This is a genomic window from Streptomyces sp. NPDC048483 (assembly GCF_040651455.1).
GTDB lineage: Bacteria > Actinomycetota > Actinomycetes > Streptomycetales > Streptomycetaceae > Streptomyces.
The window spans coordinates 1-18,033 of sequence record NZ_JBEZJZ010000091.1; the positions used below are offsets into that span (position 1 = coordinate 1).

Annotated in this window: 20 protein-coding genes; 12 read left to right on the plus strand and 8 right to left on the minus strand. The window is 65.7% G+C overall.

Features of this window, described 5'->3' with window-relative positions:
• Positions 1 to 218: 218 nt before the first annotated feature.
• Positions 219 to 1,091: a helix-turn-helix transcriptional regulator gene (locus AB0D04_RS32465; protein WP_362710671.1), complete on the plus strand. Its 873-nt coding sequence runs from the start codon at positions 219 to 221 to the stop codon at positions 1,089 to 1,091.
• 277 nt (positions 1,092 to 1,368) lie between these two features.
• Here the strand turns inward: AB0D04_RS32465 and AB0D04_RS32470 are convergent, their stop codons facing one another.
• Both AB0D04_RS32470 and AB0D04_RS32475 read right to left on the minus strand, forming a co-directional pair.
• Positions 1,369 to 1,908 carry a GNAT family N-acetyltransferase gene (locus AB0D04_RS32470; protein ID WP_362710674.1) on the minus strand — a complete coding sequence of 180 codons (540 nt, stop codon included), beginning with the start codon at positions 1,906 to 1,908 and terminating at the stop codon, positions 1,369 to 1,371.
• Positions 1,905 to 3,179: an XRE family transcriptional regulator gene (locus AB0D04_RS32475; protein WP_362710677.1), complete on the minus strand. Its 1,275-nt coding sequence runs from the start codon at positions 3,177 to 3,179 to the stop codon at positions 1,905 to 1,907. The genes AB0D04_RS32470 and AB0D04_RS32475 overlap by 4 nt, the downstream gene beginning before the upstream one ends.
• Positions 3,180 to 3,379: 200 nt before the next feature.
• Here AB0D04_RS32475 and AB0D04_RS32480 point away from each other — a divergent pair, with 200 nt between their 5' ends.
• The 3 genes from AB0D04_RS32480 to AB0D04_RS32490 all read left to right on the plus strand — a co-directional run bounded on the left by AB0D04_RS32480 (position 3,380) and on the right by AB0D04_RS32490 (position 4,571).
• On the plus strand, positions 3,380 to 3,619 hold the full coding sequence (locus AB0D04_RS32480; protein ID WP_362710679.1) for a hypothetical protein: 240 nt from the start codon (positions 3,380 to 3,382) through the stop codon (positions 3,617 to 3,619).
• Between the two features lie 184 nt (positions 3,620 to 3,803).
• The gene (locus tag AB0D04_RS32485) at positions 3,804 to 4,019 is read left to right on the plus strand and encodes a hypothetical protein (protein ID WP_362710681.1); all 216 of its coding nucleotides are present in this window, start codon (positions 3,804 to 3,806) and stop codon (positions 4,017 to 4,019) included.
• 225 nt (positions 4,020 to 4,244) lie between these two features.
• Complete coding sequence (locus AB0D04_RS32490; RefSeq protein WP_362710684.1) at positions 4,245 to 4,571, plus strand: hypothetical protein; 327 nt, start codon at positions 4,245 to 4,247, stop codon at positions 4,569 to 4,571.
• On the opposite strand, the gene AB0D04_RS32495 is transcribed toward AB0D04_RS32490, so the two are convergent.
• The 5 genes from AB0D04_RS32495 to AB0D04_RS32515 all read right to left on the minus strand — a co-directional run bounded on the left by AB0D04_RS32495 (position 4,549) and on the right by AB0D04_RS32515 (position 7,468).
• Positions 4,549 to 4,698: a hypothetical protein gene (locus tag AB0D04_RS32495; protein ID WP_362710687.1), complete on the minus strand. Its 150-nt coding sequence runs from the start codon at positions 4,696 to 4,698 to the stop codon at positions 4,549 to 4,551. The genes AB0D04_RS32490 and AB0D04_RS32495 overlap by 23 nt on opposite strands.
• A gap of 231 nt (positions 4,699 to 4,929) precedes the next feature.
• Positions 4,930 to 5,235: an MTH1187 family thiamine-binding protein gene (locus AB0D04_RS32500; RefSeq protein WP_362710690.1), complete on the minus strand. Its 306-nt coding sequence runs from the start codon at positions 5,233 to 5,235 to the stop codon at positions 4,930 to 4,932.
• A 12-nt stretch (positions 5,236 to 5,247) separates the two neighbouring features.
• Entirely contained in the window at positions 5,248 to 6,390 is a 1,143-nt protein-coding gene (locus AB0D04_RS32505; RefSeq protein ID WP_362710693.1) for an MAB_1171c family putative transporter, read from the minus strand.
• On the minus strand, positions 6,375 to 6,740 hold the full coding sequence (locus AB0D04_RS32510) for a hypothetical protein (protein WP_362710695.1): 366 nt from the start codon (positions 6,738 to 6,740) through the stop codon (positions 6,375 to 6,377). The genes AB0D04_RS32505 and AB0D04_RS32510 overlap by 16 nt, the downstream gene beginning before the upstream one ends.
• Positions 6,741 to 6,988: 248 nt before the next feature.
• Positions 6,989 to 7,468, minus strand: a complete 480-nt coding sequence (locus AB0D04_RS32515) for an XRE family transcriptional regulator (RefSeq protein ID WP_362710697.1) — start codon at positions 7,466 to 7,468, stop codon at positions 6,989 to 6,991.
• A gap of 2,084 nt (positions 7,469 to 9,552) precedes the next feature.
• Between AB0D04_RS32515 and AB0D04_RS32520 the strand changes: the two genes are divergently transcribed.
• On the plus strand, positions 9,553 to 10,491 hold the full coding sequence (locus AB0D04_RS32520) for a ParB N-terminal domain-containing protein (RefSeq protein WP_362710700.1): 939 nt from the start codon (positions 9,553 to 9,555) through the stop codon (positions 10,489 to 10,491).
• A gap of 201 nt (positions 10,492 to 10,692) precedes the next feature.
• Here the strand turns inward: AB0D04_RS32520 and AB0D04_RS32525 are convergent, their stop codons facing one another.
• Entirely contained in the window at positions 10,693 to 11,226 is a 534-nt protein-coding gene (locus AB0D04_RS32525; RefSeq protein WP_362710702.1) for a CGNR zinc finger domain-containing protein, read from the minus strand.
• Positions 11,227 to 11,339: 113 nt separating this feature from the next.
• On the opposite strand from AB0D04_RS32525, the gene AB0D04_RS32530 reads away from it, so the two are divergent.
• From AB0D04_RS32530 to AB0D04_RS32560, 7 genes are all read left to right on the plus strand, one after another.
• Positions 11,340 to 12,104 carry an iron-containing redox enzyme family protein gene (locus AB0D04_RS32530; RefSeq protein ID WP_362710705.1) on the plus strand — a complete coding sequence of 255 codons (765 nt, stop codon included), beginning with the start codon at positions 11,340 to 11,342 and terminating at the stop codon, positions 12,102 to 12,104.
• A gap of 90 nt (positions 12,105 to 12,194) precedes the next feature.
• Positions 12,195 to 13,037: an EamA family transporter gene (locus AB0D04_RS32535; protein ID WP_362710706.1), complete on the plus strand. Its 843-nt coding sequence runs from the start codon at positions 12,195 to 12,197 to the stop codon at positions 13,035 to 13,037.
• 105 nt (positions 13,038 to 13,142) lie between these two features.
• On the plus strand, positions 13,143 to 13,694 hold the full coding sequence (locus tag AB0D04_RS32540) for a nitroreductase (protein ID WP_362710708.1): 552 nt from the start codon (positions 13,143 to 13,145) through the stop codon (positions 13,692 to 13,694).
• An 80-nt stretch (positions 13,695 to 13,774) separates the two neighbouring features.
• Entirely contained in the window at positions 13,775 to 14,077 is a 303-nt protein-coding gene (locus AB0D04_RS32545) for a hypothetical protein (protein ID WP_362710710.1), read from the plus strand.
• A 459-nt stretch (positions 14,078 to 14,536) separates the two neighbouring features.
• Positions 14,537 to 14,968, plus strand: coding sequence for a VOC family protein (locus AB0D04_RS32550; RefSeq protein ID WP_362710712.1), 432 nt, complete (start codon positions 14,537 to 14,539; stop codon positions 14,966 to 14,968).
• Between the two features lie 374 nt (positions 14,969 to 15,342).
• The gene (locus AB0D04_RS32555) at positions 15,343 to 15,945 is read left to right on the plus strand and encodes a hypothetical protein (RefSeq protein ID WP_362710715.1); all 603 of its coding nucleotides are present in this window, start codon (positions 15,343 to 15,345) and stop codon (positions 15,943 to 15,945) included.
• Positions 15,946 to 16,461: 516 nt separating this feature from the next.
• Positions 16,462 to 17,892 (plus strand): APC family permease, encoded by a 1,431-nt coding sequence (locus tag AB0D04_RS32560; RefSeq protein WP_362710717.1) that lies wholly within the window; start codon positions 16,462 to 16,464, stop codon positions 17,890 to 17,892.
• The last annotated feature ends 141 nt before the right edge of the window (positions 17,893 to 18,033 follow it).

The window sequence follows — 18,033 nt, forward strand, 5'->3', positions numbered from 1 at the left end:
GCGCGTGCTGGCTGTGGGGGCGCGCAGAGGTCTAGGCGGGGCGTTCTCGGATGGCGGTGATTCCCTGGCCGGTCTCGACACGTTCCACTTCAGCACCGGAATCGGCTGCTGATCGACTTCCGGGGGGTCCGCTTCGCCCCGGGGACAGCCGGACCGGGGGACTGCCAGTCCCTCTTTCGCGGGCCGTCGGGGCGATCTTGGGCCGTATCGTGAACAGCATGGACCGCAACACAGCTCTCGGTGAGTTCCTCCGCTCTCGGCGGGCACGGATCACCCCGCGCCGGGCGGGCCTGTCCGACGACGGCGGCTCTCGGCGAGTGCCAGGACTGCGCCGCGAAGAGGTCGCGCAACTGGCGGGCGTGAGCGTCGACTACTACGTACGCCTGGAACGCGGACGCCGACTGAACGTCTCCGAGACCGTGCTGGACGCCATCTCCCGCGCGCTACGCCTCGATCCCGTCGAACGCACCCATCTGTTCCAGCTCGCCAAGCCCGCCGCAGGCAGGCCCCGCCGCACGGCGACGCGTCCGCAGCCGGTCCGCCCGGGGCTGCGCGACCTGCTCCGGCTCCTCGAGCACACCCCCGCCCTTGTGCTGGGGCGGCGACTGAACGTACTTGCGTCCAACCAGATGGCACGTGCGCTGCTCACCGACTTCGACGCGCTGCCGCACCGCGAGCGGAACCTGGTGCGGTTCATGTTCTGCGACGAGACCGCCCGCTCGCTGTATACCCACTGGGACACCCACGCCCAGGACATTGTCGCCTCGCTCCGGCGCGACGCCGGACGCCATCCCCACGATCCACTGCTGGCCGAACTCGTCGGCGAACTCTCGATCACGGATGAGGACTTCCGCCGTTGGTGGGCCGACCAGAACGTGTATCGGCACACGCATGGCAGCAAACACTTCCACCACCCGATCGTCGGCCCGCTCACCCTCAATTACGAGTCCCTCACCCTGCCCGCCGACCCGGACCAGCGGCTGAGTGTCTACACCGCCGAGGCAGGCTCCAGCTCCGAAGAGGCGCTTCGGCTACTGGCCGCGTGGATACGGCAGCCCGAGACCTCGCACGGGCAGCACGCAGGTCATTAGACGCCCGCCGGTCCGTGAGGAGCGGTCGGCCATAGTGGCTGCGTCCCATGAGCCGGGACAGGCGTTATGGAACACCGGCAGACCTTGCGCCCCACCGCCGGTGTCCCGAAACCCTCGTCGAGGGGGAAGAACCGGGATTGAGAGCAATGCGACCTGCCCATTCGTGCGGCGCAGCAACTCTCAACACGTAGTCAGAGGTGAAAACTCAAGCCAAGCGCGTGCGGGAGAGGCGACGCACGGGTCGGGGGAGGAGCGGGCCGCCGTGGTGAAGCGGTGGTCAGTGGGTGGTGCGGATCATCACCGTGAGCGCTGGTGAGGCCGGTGACGGCTGGCTGTGCCCGATGTCCTCGTACCCCCATGACCGGTAGAGGTGGTGCACCTTCCCGTCGCCGGCGAGGGGGTTGACCATGAGCGTCACGTACGGCTCGTCCCGCTCGGCGAGGAGCGCGTCATGGATGCGCCGCGCGGTGCCCGTTCCCCGCCACCCCAAACGTACACCGATCTCCTTCAGGGCCACGGCCGGACGCCTGGTGTACTCCGGCGCCGGCGCCGGGCTGGTGCGCTGCCAGTACCGGTCGCCGTCCTCGATCTGGTTGCCGTAGGCGTAGCCGACCGGGTGCCCGTCCGCGTACGCGAGGACGGCGACGAATCCCGGCTCGGTGCCGTGCCGGTCCAGGCGTTCACCGAAGACGGTGACGGCGTAGTTCGGCAGGTGGAGGAGTGGGGCGCGGACGTCGGCGTACGCGTCCAGGAGATCGCCGCGGATGACGTCGAGCGTGGTTTCGGTACGCAGGTCGGTGACGGGTGCTGTGGTCATGTGGTGGCTCTCCAAGCGGCGGTGTGCTCGGTCCAGGTGTGTGTGCTGGAGCTTCCCGGCGCGGTGGCGCGCAGTGCAGCCCCAAATTCCTGAAGCATGCGCGACACCCGATCATGTTGGGTAGCGGCGTCGAAGGGAACCGACATCGCGGTGTGTGTGGCGGCGTCGGCGTCGCCCTGGGCGAGCTGGGCATGTGCGAGGCGGCTGGTGGCGATGGCCTTGGAGCGGCGCATGTGCGGTCGCAGGGCGGCCAGGCAGCGGTGTGCGTGGTACTCGGCGGCGGGGTAGTCGCCGAGGGACAGATGGGCTGAGAGTGCAAGGGAGTGCAATTCGGCCTGGTCGTAGAAGGCGCGCAGCCAGACGGGCCGGCAGGCGGCTGGGTCGGCGCGGTGCATGGCGTCTTGCGCCTGGTCGAATGTGCGGCGTAGGCCGCTGCGGTCCTGCGCGATTCCCTCAATGGCCATCTGCCGGGCCATGCCGAGGGATCCGAACAGGGGGTCGCGGCGGGTGATGTGCAGGTTGCGGGCTACGTTGTTCGCGGCGAAGGCGTCGGCGGGGCGCCCCATGTGCCGGAACAGGGTGCCCGCGTGGGACCAGATGCGGAACTTGATCGTCTGGTCGCCGGAGAGTTCGGCGAGGGCCTGCGCCTCGCGCATGTGCCCGATGGCGTCGTTGTAGCGGCGGCCATCGATCGCCGCCCACATCGCGGAAGAGCGGAACGAGGCGGCGGCACCGTAGAGGCTGCTGCGGACGCGCTGGGTGGCGATGCCCGCATTCTGAAGGTTCAGCGCCGCGTCGGCGAGTGCGGCGGCGCGCTGCTCGATACCGAGTTGTCCGCCGTGGCGGTGGTCGCTGGCGACGATCTCGGCGAAGCGCTTCTGTATGCGGTCGACGTCGCTCATGCCGATGCGACGGGGCGATGCGGTGCCGGGAGTGGCGGCTGCCACGGCTGCCGCGATTCCGCCGGCGACGATGGTGCGGCGTTGCATGGGGTCCTCCTGCGGTGCGGCGGTGGACGGAGCCCGGCCCCGTGGCACGAACCCTGGGTCGGCAGGAGGTAGTCCGGTGACATCCTCTAGCGCCCGCCGCGTGGCCGCGTTGGGGCAGCGGACGCGTCCAGATCGCCAGTCCCGGACCGTGCGGCCGTCGAACCGGCCAACCCGTCCGGTGAGGCGTTCCAGGGCTGAATTCAGGGCCTGGGCGAGGCTGTTGGCGCTGTGGCCGTGCTCGTCCATCCACGCCTCAAGCGCCGTGTTGCGCGTGGTGTCCATGACCGCACGGTAGACCCCTGTGCACTCACCGTCAGGTAATTGAGACGTCAAAACCACCTAGGGGGAACATCGCGAAGGCGGCCACAATCCCCTAACTCCCCGGCACTGGAACGGCGTTAGCTGTCGAGTACGGCCCCGCCGTGCCTCCGTCCCCCGAGGGCACGGCGGGGCGCCGAAACCATGCACCCGCTGAGGCGGCGATGACTAAGAGCGCATCTCAGGAGCAGCAGACAGCCACCGCACTCGAACCGGGCACCTACGTCTTCGACGTCGTGGCCCACGCCGTCGGCCGGATCGCTGACCCGGAGGCGTACCCCCGCGAACAGCTCGGCGCTGCGGTGGCCCTGGTCGTCCCGCTCACCGGCAGCGCGCCCGCGTGGCAGGCGGAGCCGGGCTCCCTGCGGCTGGCTACGGCAGCCGAGATCGAGGCCGCACGGTGACCGGCCAGCGGCCCCCCGAGGCGGGGGACCTCGTACGAGACACCGCCTGCGATTGTGAGGCGGTCGTGACGGATGTCCGCGGCACTGTGCCGGTTCTGCGGTCCCGCCACGGTGGCGGGGCGCCGTGGCCGTGCTCGCCGCTGTTGCTGGAGATCGTCGCTCGCCGTGGTGAGTGGGTGCAGCCGTGAGCTGCCGGCCCGCTGCGACCGACCGGCCGTCCCGTCCCGGCCTGGCCGTACTGGCCCTCGGTGCGATGGGTATCGCGCCGCCCGCGATGATCCTCGTCCCACAGCTCGCGGCCCCGGCGCCGGTGGCCGTTGAGCGACCGGACGTGGTGCCCGAGGATTTCGCGGCTGGCCGTGCGATGCCGCACACCGAACGGTACGGCGAACGCCCCTGATCCGCGCCATCCCACTCCGTCCCGCGGTGACCTTCCCACGCCCCTACCGCCCCGGACGGCAACGATGGCCCGGCCCCGGACCCCCGTACGGCGCGCGATTCACGGCAGGACCGTCGCGCCGCCGGGGCCGGGCACCTATGCCCCTGCCGGGTCCCAGATCGTTCACGCATGCTGAACCCCGGCAGGTCCTGCACCACTCGAAACGATCGAGAGGAGCACCACCACATGACCGCCTTGCTCGACACCCCGAGTCGTACGGAGTGCCGCGACCCGCGGGCACTCCTGAACGCGGTACGAGCGCACGTCAAGGAGTGCACCTACAACGTCTTTGAGAGCCCCGGCTCGCAAGGCGACCTGTGGGACCGTGAAATCGCCCTGCTGCTGCGCGATGCGGTTCCCGTCCGCAGTCTGGCCGAGCGGATTCTCGCCAATGCCGTGGCCTACACGATCACCGCGATGGAGCCCGCGTTCTTCGCGGTCTTGATGGTGAGCTTCTTCGCGATGTCTGGGACGGAGACGCCCTTGCTCCTTACAGCGCGAGGGCGAAGGTGAGTGAGTCGTCGATGGCCTTCGGCCATTTTCCGGGGTTGCCCTTGGAGGCGGCGATGACCTGGCCTTCAAGTGGCTTCTCCCAGGGGCCCAGGCAGGACAGCCCGATCTCGTTGAACCGGTGGATCACGTCCCGGACGGTGTCCTCGATGTCCCAGTGGGACGACAGTGCCGGTGTGCAGCTCCGTGGTCCTGTTGTTGGCCGGCTTCGCTGCCTCCAGAGTGGAGGGGCTGGTCCTGCTGCAGGTCGGGGAGTACGGCAGCATCTGCGCGAAGGCGGTGGCTGGGGCGGGTGGGATGGATGCCTGCAGGCGGCGCGGGTGCCAGTGGATCGTTGGTGGGGCTATGGGGTGGGTGAGGATCAGTCCTGGGTGGCTTCGGCGATGTGCTGTTCGAGGAGCGCGATCTTCCCATCGAGAGGGTTGGGCATGTCGGGCCAGATGTCTGCTTTGACGATGAGTTGGACGCGGGGTGCCTTGGCAGCGACGGCTTCGGTTGCGTGTTTGATCACGTCCATGACTTCGTCCCACTCACCCTCGATCATTGTGTACATGGAGTCCGACCGGTTCGGAAGGCCGGAATCACGGATGACTCTTACGGCGTCGGCGATGTAGTCAGCGACGGCTGTTTGCACGCCCAGGGGAGTGAGAGAAAAAGCGACCAGCATGGTTCTTTCCCTTCATGAGATCGTGTCGGCGAGCGATGCTCTGTAAGCACGGACGGCTGGTGACTTGTAGGCTTCCGCGACCTGAAGCAGGTGATCGATTTCGTTGGTGAGATCGATTGTGCTGGGACCGGCGAGGTTGGCTGTCTGGGGCTGCGGAACCATCCCCGTTTCTTTCGCCTGCAGGGCGGCGGTGAGCCAGCAGGCGGTTATGTGAGCGTCGCCCAAGTGCAAGGGGACGGCATGGTTGGTGATGTGCTGGTGCGCCAGGTCGAGGGCGGATGGAGTGACGTAGTTTCGTAGCACGATCATCGCGTCCCTGATCTCGATCACTCTCCGATACAGGCGGAGCTGGAGGGGAATCACCATGCCTTGAAGGCGCTGGCCCGGTCCGAGGATGACGTCGGGGGTCGCAGTGGTGAGGTCCAGCCACAAGGGGGCGAGACTTCGATACGAGCTCCCGTCACGCCAGCGATCGCGTACTTGGGCCAGGAGAGGCAGCGCCACCCCCACGGCCATGAACAGGGCTTCGATTCCCGTGACGGGCGAGAACAGTGGGGCGAAGGCTGTCGAGCGCGTATGGAGATAGGCAAGTTTAAGAACCCACAGAAGGTCTGCCAGGAACATGCCGGTGCCGAACAGGCGCAATCCATATCGCAGCAGACGCGGAGTACCGGGTCGGCCGTAGCTCCAGCACACGAACCCGCAGATACTGTCCGCGACCAAGTGTGAAAAGAAGAAGACCCACCAGTAGGCATCCGGAACGCTCGGGGCCGCCGATGAGGGGGCGATCACGTTGCGGGTGTGCGAGGGAGCGGTGGCGTCCAGAAGTACCAGAATGGTCATGATCGTGAGGGCGGCACCGAACACCAGGGCGGTGTGACGGCGCCGTCCTGCGGCACCACAGATGAACCACAGCACCGCAGCTGCATCGATGATGCCGAACAGGTGCGTGGCCATGTCGATCCAGTGCGCGCCTGGGGTCACGTGTGCCAGCGCAGCGGTGACAGGTTCGAGGTGCGTCGACATCGCGAGAGCGATCATGATGATCGCGAACCACAGAGGCCGTTGGTCCCGGTCGCGGATGCCTTGTGGTGCGCGGGCCAGCGCCACGATCCACAGAGCGGATATGCCTGCGGCCTCTATCCACGGTGGCATGATGCTCCTGGATGTCGGCCTGTCCGCAGGCCCATGGCGGACTCCAGCCCGCCCAGCATCCCGGACAGGAGTGTCGGGGCAGGAACACGGCCGGCAGCCTCCAGGATAAGGCTGGCGATCATCTCCGCTTCTTGTTCCTGCTCATCCGAATACCGGATGCGGGGTAGCGCTTGCCGGATGGACTCAGGGTCCGCGATGTCGATCATCCGGTACAGCTGCTGGTCATTGCCCGCTGATTGGTGACCGCACACCATATGTCCGATCTCGTGGACAATGATGTGCTCTTGATGCAGAAGGCTGGTCTGCGAGTCGTAGAAGATGTAGTCCCCGCGCTCGGCAACCAGCCACATACCCGACGGTGTGCCGGGAACCGTTGGAGTGGGTAACGGGAGCAGGTGCAGTGGGCGGTCCCGCTCCACGGCGAGCCGACTGCATAATTCCTCTGCGGAGAAAGGCTCAGGTAAAGGAATGCCGTCGATCACCTTCTGGCAACGGCGGCGCAAACGCCTCCAGTGCATCTCAGTCGAATCTCCAGGGCTTGTCGGGGCAGGAGGACACATGACCTGGTACCCGAGCCGCATCCGGTCGTCAGGCGAGCTCATGCGCGTGGCGGAGCCGGAGGCAGTTTCGCGCCTTGCTCCAGTTCGCGAATCTGGCGGATCATGTCCGCAGCCATCCGTTTCCCCTCCGGGGACAAGGCAGAGAGATCGCCGCGTAGATAGACCGCACTTACCCCGGCCTCGGTCATGGACTTATCCAACTCACGGCGGGCCAGGTCTTCCTCGTCAATCACTCTTCGGGCCACGTCATCTTCCGTGAAATACGACACAGGTACATCAAAGTACCTGGCCAGAGCGCCCAGATGCCGCAATGTCGGATTGGCGCGCTCGCCACGATGCAGTTGCCATAGGTATGCGCCGGAGAACGTCTCGCCCGACTGCGCGGCAATTTCAGCTGCCATCGCCTTGTAGGACGGTTTGTCATCCTTGTCCGGCTTGGCGCGAAGCTTGAGCAAATGATCGAGCTTCTCTGCCATGGACAGCTGACGTCGGGACGCACTGATCTCGTCGCCGTTCATCGCCTAACCCCCTATGCAAGGCACCCGTGTCGAGACCTCTCTCGCATCATGAAGTGCACGGCATCCATTGGAAGTGATGAGTTGCCCCCGGCCGGTCATCGTAGTTGTTCGCTCACGGTCTGTCTGCTCGTGGGGTCTGCGGTTTGCCAGTTCGGGCAGGTGCCCCGACGGTGCGCCAGCCTGTTGCCGGTGGGCGCGCACAGGCTGTAGGGCGGTCCGAACCCTGTCGATGACGCTGCGGTCGTTCCTGCCCGCGGAACCATGGTGAGAGCGCTCATCGTCAGCTTGTCTGGATAGTTGTTGTACCGCATCAACTCCCAAGCTAGGGTCCTGACTTGGTTGATCACGTTAGCTACAATGAACACCGTGGCGGTGGGCCGCTCGTGCGGGTTGATGTGCTTGCAGGTTCATCAGGGCGTGCGGCGTTACGTGGTGCCGACCGCTCAGAGCTCGTTGCGTGGAGGAGGCGGAGCGCTGCCATGAGGGCGATGCCCAGGAACATGCCGGCCCTACGATCCCTCGCGGGATGAAGACCGCGGCCACGGGGGAGCCGGAAGTCACGGTGGAGAAGCGTCGAAGGAACGAGCTGTAGTTCAGTTAGGGGCGGAGGTTGTGGCCGAGACGGGCAAGGTGATCATTGAGGTCGAAAAGGACCTCAGGAATGAGGAGATCGCCGCCCCGGCGAGCCGGGTGCCCAGCGGGCGTCGTGCGGGCTGCGCGCCGGCTGGCGCAAGTGATGAACTGGAGCGTCTGCAACGAGGGAACTCCCAGTACGAGCAGGGCAACAAGACACCGAAGTCTCGGCAGGCGAACCGCACGGACCAGCCCTGTGAAGAACGAGGCTCACTCTGTGTTCAGGGCATCCACAGAGGAACGACCGTGTCACATCATGCGAGGTTGCCCGCCCAGCAGCACAAGCCTTGGGCCACCGCCAACCAGAGAGTGAACTGATCAGCGGAAACGGGGGCGCGGATGACTGTGCGTGGGTACTTCGGCGTGGAAGATCTCGCCAGGACGCATACCGAGGATCGGCCTGGCCTGCATGGGGAGGTCTTGCTCAGCCTGCAATTGCTCCGAAGCTGCGACGGAATACCGGGGCTCGCCCGCTGGCGAAGCCGGACGCTCTCCCGACTCAAGAAGCCGGTCCGTGTGCTGCTCACGCTCGCTTCGCCGCGCGGCTTCAGCACCGACTTTCTCCCGCTTGTTGTCTCTGTCCTCGGGCTGGACCAGGACCTGCGGAGCCTGGCAGCCCCCTCACGCGACCGGTTCCACGCTGACCTCCGATGGTTCACAGAGCGCTACCAAGTTGCCTTATGGCTACCTACGTTGACCCCGGAGCGACTGATTCGCTCCGTGGATACAGAGCACGACTACTGCACCGCGGCTATCCGCCCGTACGAGCCCCGGCTCCGCAGTGATATCGAGGTAAACAGGTCATTGCGTAGCCCTACCCAACAAAGCGGTGGTGTGCAGCGGCTGCTCAGCTCCCCGCTGCCGAAGCGCTGGCAGCATCACGTGCTGAAAGCGTGTTTTGACATTCCTGACTGCGAGGTCCCCCCGGGTGGCGGACTGCGGCTGATTGCGTCCTTCTTCTGCTTGCACGGCCTGATAACGCGCACAGACTCCAAGCCGCTGCCAGTTCTGGTCTAACCCCACGGAGCCGACCTGCGAATCTTCATGTGGTACCTCCTGTCTCAGACGTTCGTAGGGCCCTGCTGAGAAGTGGCGCTGGCAGCACGGCACATGGTGGCCCGTCACCGCGCCATCACGATCAGTCGAATAGCAACACCAGGTTCGGGCCATGTGTTCGCAGATCACTGGCGAGGACGCCGCGTCCCATGGTGCGACTCTCGCCCAGGCTGCGCACAACGAGAAGGGATGTCCAGTTGGTATTCCGGTCGTATAGCTCAGTCTCCTGCCTTTTCCCGGCAGCGCTCGGAGAGGAAAGGCGCTCGGTGGGCATCTTTGAGGGCAGTCGGAGTGATGACGTGAAACCTTGCCCTTCCCATACGGTCTTGCCGGCACACACGGGGGAGGTGGATGTTTCCGGTAACGCGCAGGGGCCCCTTCGCACAGAGGTCGAGATGGTGCCGATCTCGGCCTTGCTTCCGTCCGATTCCCCTCGCCTGGAAGGCGAAGACGAAGAACATGTACGGCAGCTTGCCGAAACGGCTGGCGAACTTCCACCCATTCTCGTCAGGCGGTCGACGATGCGTGTGATCGATGGCATGCATCGGTTGCGGGCCGCCGAGCTGAAGAACGAGGACCGTGTCCCGGTCCATTTCTTTGACGGTTCCCAGCAAGCAGCCTTCGTTCTGTCTGTGAAGCTGAATGCCGCGCACGGCCTTCCGCTCAGCCGGGCCGACAAGGTCAGCGCAGCGGCACGCATCATCGACGCGTACCCGGAGTGGTCGGACCGGCGTATCGCACAGGCCACCGGACTTGGGGCAGGTAGCGTTTCGGCTGTGCGATTACGTTCAACTGCCCAGACCGGGCAGTTGAAAAAGCGGGTAGGCCGCGATGGGCGTGCCCGGCCTCTGCACCCGGCCGAAGGGCGTGTACGGGCCAGTCGGCTGATCGAGGCCAAGCCTGAAAGCACTCTCAAAGAGATTGCCGAGCAGGCCGGGATCAGCATCGCCACGGTCAAAGATGTACGGGACCGGGTCCGTGCGGGGAAGGATCCACTGCCACACAGTCAGCGTGCTGCCGCGCCACGGCATGTGAAATCCGGCAGTGAAGTTGATGCGCTCGACGAGGACAAGAGCCGCGGTGCTGTATCCGTTCTCTCGGATGACCTTCGATCCGCTGTGGAGCGTATGCTACGGGACCCTTCCATGCGCACGGATGCTGGGCGGTCCCTGTTGCAGATTTTGCGACACGCTGTCGGCGACGAAGGGAAATGGCATCGGCTGGCTGCCGGTGTGCCGAAGCACCGTGCCGCAACTGTGGCTTGGGCCGCGAAGGCTTACGCGGATCAGTTGTTGAGGTTTGCGCGAAGCATTGAAGCCAGTCATACGGAATAGCGGTGAGTGATCCAGAAATTCCCGGTGTTGGGGCAGGTGCCGAGGCGGGGCGCAATGGCTCCCCTCGGCATGCATGCATGCATGCATTGAAGGGTGACTACGCCTCCAGCCGGCTGCTTTCCCATCGATCTTGTCGAGTGACCGCCTCTTCCTTGTCGGGTGACCCCCCGTTGGTTTCCCGGCAAAGGGCATCAGCGGTCGTCAGCACACCGAACGGCGGTCGGAGCAGGCGGCACGGTGCCGCGCGACCGCATCATTGTTTGCGCACCTGACCGAGCAGTAGAGGCGCCGTCCATTTCGGGATGTATCCACGAACGCCCACCCGCACGTCCCGCGTGCGCATCGGCCCAGCCTGTCAGGGCCCGCGAAGCAGGCAACGTAGGAAAGGCCCGCTGCGGTGACCGCCTTGATGTGTTCCGCCGGATCGGCACCCTGAGCGCTGTAGTGCATATGAGGGGTGCCGTCGTGCAGGGAAATGTAGGGCCGGCTCGCCGCATCGGTCAGGAGCTTGTTGATCTCTGCACAGCGCTGCTCCAGTGGCTGTTCGCCGAAGCACGCGGCGAGCCGTCGGCTCCAGTCCCAAATTTCCGCTGTCTGTGCCGGGGTGAGAACGCACCCTGCGACGCCGTGAGTTTCCAGGATCGGCTGCAGCTCGCGGGGCTCCCACGGTGAGGCGCTGTTGGCCAACTCCGCTGCCAGGCGGGCAGATTCACCGCCGTAATGGTTGAAGTGCATAGCGCAATTACAGCATCGTGATCTCGGGCCGTCGACCTATTTGCCGAAGTGGTTGATGGTTGGCGTCCTGGTAGCTGCAGAAGTCAGTCCACCAGAGTGGGAGTCAAAACCTCATGACCGTTCTCACGCAGGAAAACGCCCGTACTTCCATCGAGAAGTCGGTGGAGGCTCTGGCCGCCTCGGTGCATACCAGTGAGGCGCTGAATAACGAGTTCTACGACCGTTGGATGGGTGGGCCGCTGACCTTTCCCGAGGTCAGTGTGTTCGCCGAGCAGTATCTGGCTCGTACCGTGAACACCAGCGTGATGGTGGCTCTGTCGGTACTGAACACGAGCGACCTCGAAGCGCGTGTGGAGTGCGTGAAGAACCTGTACTCCGAGTACGGCAACGGTGACGTATCGAAGGCTCATCTGGTTCTTCTGGAATCCTTCCTCGCGGACCTGCTCTCGCGGCTCAACGGCGCATCGGTCTCGGCCGAGGAGATCCGTTCCGTTCCCGCTCTTCCCACGACGAGCGCCTTCAGCTCCGGGCAGCGTGCACTGTTCGAGTCCGATGACCAGCGAACCGTTCAGGGTGCCCTGTTGGCCCAGGAAAACCTCGCCTACTCGATGCTCACACGGCTCTACGAGGGTGTGCGCAACTACAAGAAGGTCTACTCGTCCGACGACGAGTTCCATGAGGCGTGTGAGTACTTCTACGTGCACATCGGCGAGGCCGAGAAGGACCACAAGGCTCAGGCGGCGATCTCCGCGGCCGCGGTCTGCCGTGACGAGGACGATTTGGCTGTCGTGACCGAAGGCTTCACAGGTTTTGTGAACCTTACCGTCGACTATTGGCGAGGCGTCGCGGCGGAGATGACGCGCCGGCGACTGGTCTGAACCACACCTTCGCCCCACGGTGGAGAATTCGGAGCGACCTTGAAGGCGCATACAGGTCAACAAACCCCTCACGGCAGCAGGCTTGCCCCCTTGTTCGTACTCGCACAGATCAGCAGTCTGCAGCTGGGGGCTGCCGTGGCCAAGGCGGCCTACGATGAAGTCGGCGCCATTGCTCTGGCCGGTATGCGTCTGCTGTTCTCCGCCATCATTCTCTGGGCGCTCGTTCGTCCGCGTCCGAGCGCGATCGCAGCACACCAGTGGCGCGCTGCGATCGCGCTCGGCGTGGTCTTCGCAGGGATGAACGTCGCCTATTTCACCGCCATTGAGTACTTGCCGATCGGCATCGCCTCGACCGTGGAGCTCCTTGGCCCCATGGCCGTGGCAGTCGCCATGTCCCGGCATATGAGAGATGTCGTCTGCGCGCTGACGGCGGTTGCGGGCGTGGTTCTGCTTGCTGTGCCCGGAGGCTCGCTCCCGGTGAGCGGTCTCCTGCTGGGAGGGCTGGCGGCCGCCTGCAGGGCCTCCTACGTACTGCTCAATCGCAAGGTGGGGCGCCTCTTTGACGACTGGGGCGGTCTTACCATCGCTTTGGCTGTCGGCGCCTGCCTGCTGGCCCCCGCCGCAGCCGCCCTACAGGGCGGCGCCGTGGTGCGCAATCCCGCAGTGCTGGTCACAGGGCTCGTTGTCGCGCTGCTCTCTTCGCTCCTTCCTTACTCGCTGGACATGATCGCGCTGCGTCGTATCGACGCGCGAGCGTTCGGAATTCTGCTGTCGCTGAGCCCGGCGGTGGGCACCGGTGTGGGGGTCGCTCTGCTGCACGAGCACATCACCGTACGGCAAGGATGCGCGATAGCCCTGGTCGTTGCCGCCAGCGCCTGGTCGGTCAGGACGGCACGCCGGCCGAGGCGTATGGCATCAGGAGAAGCAGGGTGACTCGAAGGGACAGCTTCAACGGCTTCACGGACCGGGACGGGGAAGACGGAACTCGTGGAGTGAGGGTCGAAAGCTTTCGAACGCACAAAGGGAAAGGGAGAAGCCATGGATGTCACCACGGCAATGCTGACCCGCCGAAGCGAGCATGTGCTGCTCGATCCGGCACCCGACGACAACGAATTTACCTACCTTCTGAAAGTGGCGGCCGCCGCGCCCGACCATGGGCTGCTGCGCCCTTGGCGGTGGGTGTTGCTCCGGGGAGGTGACCGCGATGCCCTGGGGGCTTGTTTCGCCGAGGAAGCGGGGGAAGACCGGCGGTCCCAGGTCATCGCAAAGATTCAGCGGGCCCCCTTACTGGCCTCCCTGATCTTCACGCCCGTTCGGGAGCACAAGGTCCCGAGCTGGGAGCAACTGGCCGCGACGAGCGGTATGGCTCATGCGCTGATGCTGTTGCTTCACTCGCGGGGCTTCGGCAGCATCTGGCGCACCGGCCAGTTGGTGCACTCCCCGCGGGCCCGCAAGCTCCTGGACCTCGGGGAGGGCGAGGAACTCCTTGGCTGGCTGTACATCGGTACCCCCGACCCCGCCGGCACCCGGAAGCGGCGCGTGCTGTGTGACGTCTCCGGCAGGCTGACCACGCTGTCCGCCGTGGCGTGAGCGGGATCCGCCGCCGGAGGGATACTCCCGGAGAGAAGTAATGGTTGTCGTGGTATAGACAATTACATCAGGCTGGGTCCATGCTCTCCGAATCGATGGATGCCGCCCCGGACCGCTGCCCCATCTGCTTAGCTGTGGCCGATGACGGCGCAGCGTGGATCCTCCTGTCCCGTCACCGCACCACTCAGGGCGAGATCGAATACTGCTTGTCCATGTGCGGCTGCGTGGTGGTCTTGCTCAACGGTGAACTGCTCAAAGCGGCACCGGGGCGCGTGCGCGGCGGTGTGCCGCGCCCTCGCCCGGGACACGTCGCGGCGTCGGGGCATCACCGGCTTCCGGCCCAGGCTTCCGGCGCCAAGAGCCGCCGCCCGAAAGCCGATTGAGTCGGCTCCGCGTCTGGGTCTTTCGGCTCCAGGGCAGTGCGGCACGGTCGACAATGATGACTTTCCGCTGCCTTCTTATTGTTGCCGCCGGTCAGACTAAGGGGCCGCAGAGAAATAACGTGGTGGTTTCCACGCCCGCGAACTGCGGTGTCAAGAGCCGGAGTCGACGACTTGTTTCTCTGCGGGCCCTAATGGCTGTCCCGTAACGCCTGTCAGGGCAGAGGGTGCAGGTCTGAGGGTGTTCGTCATCTGACCGAGCGGCCAACCGCACTCCCGAGCCCGCTGGCACGAAGCCTGGGACCGCGGGCTCCGTCAGACAGCGGACTGCGAACCCACAGGGCCGCCGACGCCGGCCTCCCAGCCCGACAACGTCAATGTCACCGCCAACGACCCGCTCCTCTTCCCTACCTGTCAAAACCGGTAACACCAAGGGCACGTTCAGGAAGGACACAGCCACCCATGACCGTTCTCGACTCGCCAACTCCGCGGTTCCACCTGGCCATGCCGGTCGATGACCTGACGGCCGCCCGCCACTTCTACGGCGAGGTGCTCGGCCTGGAGCAGGGCCGCAGCTCGGACACCTGGGTGGACTGGAATCTCCATGGCCACCAGTTCGTCACCCACCTCGCACCAGGTCGTTCGCACAGCGTCCACAACCCGGTCGACGCCCACGACGTCCCCGTACCGCACTTCGGCCTGATCCTGCCCCTCCCCGCCTTCCACAACCTCGCAGACCGACTTCGCGCCGCGCACACACAGTTCGTCATCGAGCCGTACCTACGCTTCGAAGGGCAGACCGGCGAGCAGTGGACGATGTTCCTCCTTGACCCGGCAGGGAACGCCCTGGAGTTCAAGGCATTCGCCGACGACTCACAGGTCTTCGCTGCCTGAGGACTCGCAGAGAATCAACATGCGGGTTTGATCTTCATCGGAGCTGGCTGCCGTAATTGTCGAGGCGGGCGGCCACCTCACGCTCTGGCCAACGCGGGTCCCAGAGCCCAGGCGATGTCCTCGGATCTCGAGTCGTACGACCACCAATCCGCTACGCGGGCTGCAACCAGGCAGTCGAGGGTGGCGGCCAGGGCAGCGGGTGCTGCTGCGGATTCGACGCCGGCGGAGTGCGGCGGCACCAGTTCGCCCGAGCGCTGCTGTTCGAACGTCTCAGCGGCCTCCCACCAACCCTCGCTCCGGCGGCCTACGCGCCCGCCACCCAGGAGCCACGGACCTTGCTGCGAACCTTCGAAACGGACCTGACTCCCGCACTCGTGAGCCAGCTCGAAGGAATCGCCTGCGAGTTCCTCATCCGGCAGGGCATCTACGACGAACCCGCCACCTGGCAGCCACCGACGGACATTATGGACGATCTCCAACTCTCCGGGTGCGACCTCCGGGACATCGACCTGGGCATCCTGCACCGCCTCATCCGGGACGAATGCCTGACGACAGCCCAGGCAGCCCGCCGCCTGGATGTCAGCCACGAACGCCGTCCGGTTCGTTCTGCAGGAACAGCCGGCACCGCCGGAAGGTCCGCGAGGCGGGAGAGAGGAGCGACCATTTGCCGGGCTCGCGCCGCACTCCCCAGGGACCGGCTCGCCTGCCTCTACCTCGACGAATACCGCTCACTCAAGTGGATCGCCGAGCACGCCGACGTGGACGTCGATGCCGTCAAAGTCCTTGTCCGCGAATACGGAATGACGTGCGTCGGAAAAGCGACCCGCTGGCGCCAGATCGACTCTGGACTGGCTCCGCAATCAACCGGCCGCCGGACGCCCTTGCCGCGAGGTCGCCAAGAAGACCGGCTTCTCCGCCGGGATGATCAGCTACTTGGCCCGGCAGCGCGGTATGCCAGGTGGCCGGACAAGGGCTGATCGCCTCGCCAACGGTTGATCTTGAGGCCCTGACGGGTGTGCGGGGCGCGGGTTCACCTATCGTCCAGAGGCTGCCTCACGACTCGGACGGCGATCGACTACCGCCGACCGAGTCGTAAGTCACATCGGTCGGTGGTCCAGGACAGGGCGTCCCCGTACCTTGCTGCGTCACCCCTGCAGTCCCGCGCTCTCCGGAGGAGTGACGTCGATCGGCTCTGCTCGTACGCGGCCGGCTTGCGCATCACGAGGTGTCCACACGATGCGGTGGAGGCCTCGCCCCGCAGGGCGAGTTCACCCACCTCACCGTCTCCGCCCCCGGCGGCTGCCGGCTCCGCTCAGAGCAGGGTCCTTCACCGCAGTCGACGTGCCACTGCTGACTCCCCGCGACGACGACGCCTCAAATCCGGTCGGTCGCCGAGCAGTTGAATGCCCGCCTCACGCATCAGGGTAGACCGACCGGGGCCACCGCCAGCAGGCAGCTGGGTCCGCGGCCGCCCTCACCACAAGGAGTACTCCATGTCCTCGACGGATTTACCGACCCCGCCCGAGACGAACGCCGACGACCAGCCCGGACTGAAGCGGGTGATGGGCCCGGGGCTGTTGTTGCTGTTCATCGTGGGCGACATTCTCGGTACCGGAATCTACGCGTTGACCGGCCAGGTCGCGGGGGAGGTCGGGGGCGCCGCGTGGCTGCCGTTCGTCGTGGCGTTCGCTGTCGCGCTGATCACCGCGTTCTCCTACCTGGAGCTGGTCACCAAGTACCCCCAGGCCGCTGGCGCCGCCCTCTACGTACACAAGGCCTTCGGCAAGCACTTCCTGACCTTCCTGGTGTGCTTCGCCGTGATGTGCTCCGGCATCACCTCGGCTTCGGCAGCCTCGCGGGCCTTCGCGGCCAACCTGGTCACCGGCTTCGGGCTCGACGCGGGTGACGGCCTCATCCTGCTGATCGCCCTAGGCTTCATGTGCCTGGTGTTGATCGTCAACCTGCGGGGCGTCAGCGAAAGCCTCAAGGTCAACGTACTGCTGACGGCCGTAGAACTGGCGGGCCTCCTCCTCGTCATCCTGATCAGCGGCTACTTCATCGCGGGCGGGAACGCGGACTTCTCCCGTGTTGTCGCCTTCGAGACTGCGTCCGACAAGAACGTGTTCCTGGCGGTGAGCACGGCGACGTCACTGGCCTTCTTCGCCATGGTCGGATTCGAGGACTCGGTCAACATGGCGGAGGAGACAAGGGACCCGGCGCGTAACTTCCCCCGCATGATGCTCACCGGGCTGGGCATCACGGGACTGATCTACGTCCTGGTCTCTGTCTGTGCCGTTGCCGTGGTGCCCGTCGGCAAACTCGCCTCCAGCGAGACCCCGTTGGCCACGGTGGTGCAGACAGCCGCACCCGGCTTCCCCATCTCCGACCTGCTGCCCTTCATCTCCATGTTCGCCGTGGCCAACTCCGCGCTGATCAACATGCTGATGGCCAGCCGCCTGCTGTACGGGATGGGCAAGCAAGGAGTGCTTCCGCCCTTCCTTGCCCAGGTGCATGCCGTACGGCGCACCCCGCAGGCTGCGATCCTTCTCACCACCGCCATCGCCTTCGGCCTCATCACCTTCGTCTCACTGAACCCCGACAGCCCGGTTGTGGCGCTGCTGGGCGGGACGACGTCGCTGCTGCTGCTCACGGTCTTCGCGGGAGTCCACGTGGCGGTCCTCGTACTGCGTCGGGACAGGGTCGAGGCACCGCACTTCCGGGCCGGCCGACTGCTGCCAGTGGTGGGGGCGGTCGCCTGCGTCTATCTGGTCCTGCCCTGGTCCTCCGGACGTCCCGCCGACCAGTACCGCATCGCCGGGGTCCTGTTGCTGATCGGCGTGGTCCTGTGGGCGGTCGCATGGTTCACCCCTCGCGGCGCCTCCGTCCCCGAGGCCGGCCAACCCGACAAGACCGCACCGCACTGAACCCGAGGATCCCGGCCACACCGCCGCCCGCTGTGCGACGTGTCCAGTCGGCTCAGCCGTCTGTCCTTGCCGCAGCAGGCCGCCATCTGGCACGTGCCACCCACACGATGTAATGGTTGAAGTAACTTAGGCCATTGCGTC

What these genes read in the sequence shown, in the direction of transcription:
- AB0D04_RS32465 (WP_362710671.1), top strand. Translation starts at nt 219, where the DNA reads ATGGACCGCAACACAGCTCTCGGTGAGTTCCTCCGCTCTCGGCGGGCA.
- AB0D04_RS32470 (WP_362710674.1), bottom strand. Translation starts at nt 1,908, where the DNA reads ATGACCACAGCACCCGTCACCGACCTGCGTACCGAAACCACGCTCGAC.
- AB0D04_RS32475 (WP_362710677.1), bottom strand. Translation starts at nt 3,179, where the DNA reads ATGGACACCACGCGCAACACGGCGCTTGAGGCGTGGATGGACGAGCAC.
- AB0D04_RS32480 (WP_362710679.1), top strand. Translation starts at nt 3,380, where the DNA reads ATGACTAAGAGCGCATCTCAGGAGCAGCAGACAGCCACCGCACTCGAA.
- AB0D04_RS32490 (WP_362710684.1), top strand. Translation starts at nt 4,245, where the DNA reads ATGACCGCCTTGCTCGACACCCCGAGTCGTACGGAGTGCCGCGACCCG.
- AB0D04_RS32500 (WP_362710690.1), bottom strand. Translation starts at nt 5,235, where the DNA reads ATGCTGGTCGCTTTTTCTCTCACTCCCCTGGGCGTGCAAACAGCCGTC.
- AB0D04_RS32505 (WP_362710693.1), bottom strand. Translation starts at nt 6,390, where the DNA reads ATGCCACCGTGGATAGAGGCCGCAGGCATATCCGCTCTGTGGATCGTG.
- AB0D04_RS32510 (WP_362710695.1), bottom strand. Translation starts at nt 6,740, where the DNA reads ATGTGGCTGGTTGCCGAGCGCGGGGACTACATCTTCTACGACTCGCAG.
- AB0D04_RS32515 (WP_362710697.1), bottom strand. Translation starts at nt 7,468, where the DNA reads ATGAACGGCGACGAGATCAGTGCGTCCCGACGTCAGCTGTCCATGGCA.
- AB0D04_RS32520 (WP_362710700.1), top strand. Translation starts at nt 9,553, where the DNA reads ATGGTGCCGATCTCGGCCTTGCTTCCGTCCGATTCCCCTCGCCTGGAA.
- AB0D04_RS32525 (WP_362710702.1), bottom strand. Translation starts at nt 11,226, where the DNA reads ATGCACTTCAACCATTACGGCGGTGAATCTGCCCGCCTGGCAGCGGAG.
- AB0D04_RS32530 (WP_362710705.1), top strand. Translation starts at nt 11,340, where the DNA reads ATGACCGTTCTCACGCAGGAAAACGCCCGTACTTCCATCGAGAAGTCG.
- AB0D04_RS32540 (WP_362710708.1), top strand. Translation starts at nt 13,143, where the DNA reads ATGGATGTCACCACGGCAATGCTGACCCGCCGAAGCGAGCATGTGCTG.
- AB0D04_RS32545 (WP_362710710.1), top strand. Translation starts at nt 13,775, where the DNA reads ATGCTCTCCGAATCGATGGATGCCGCCCCGGACCGCTGCCCCATCTGC.
- AB0D04_RS32550 (WP_362710712.1), top strand. Translation starts at nt 14,537, where the DNA reads ATGACCGTTCTCGACTCGCCAACTCCGCGGTTCCACCTGGCCATGCCG.
- AB0D04_RS32560 (WP_362710717.1), top strand. Translation starts at nt 16,462, where the DNA reads ATGTCCTCGACGGATTTACCGACCCCGCCCGAGACGAACGCCGACGAC.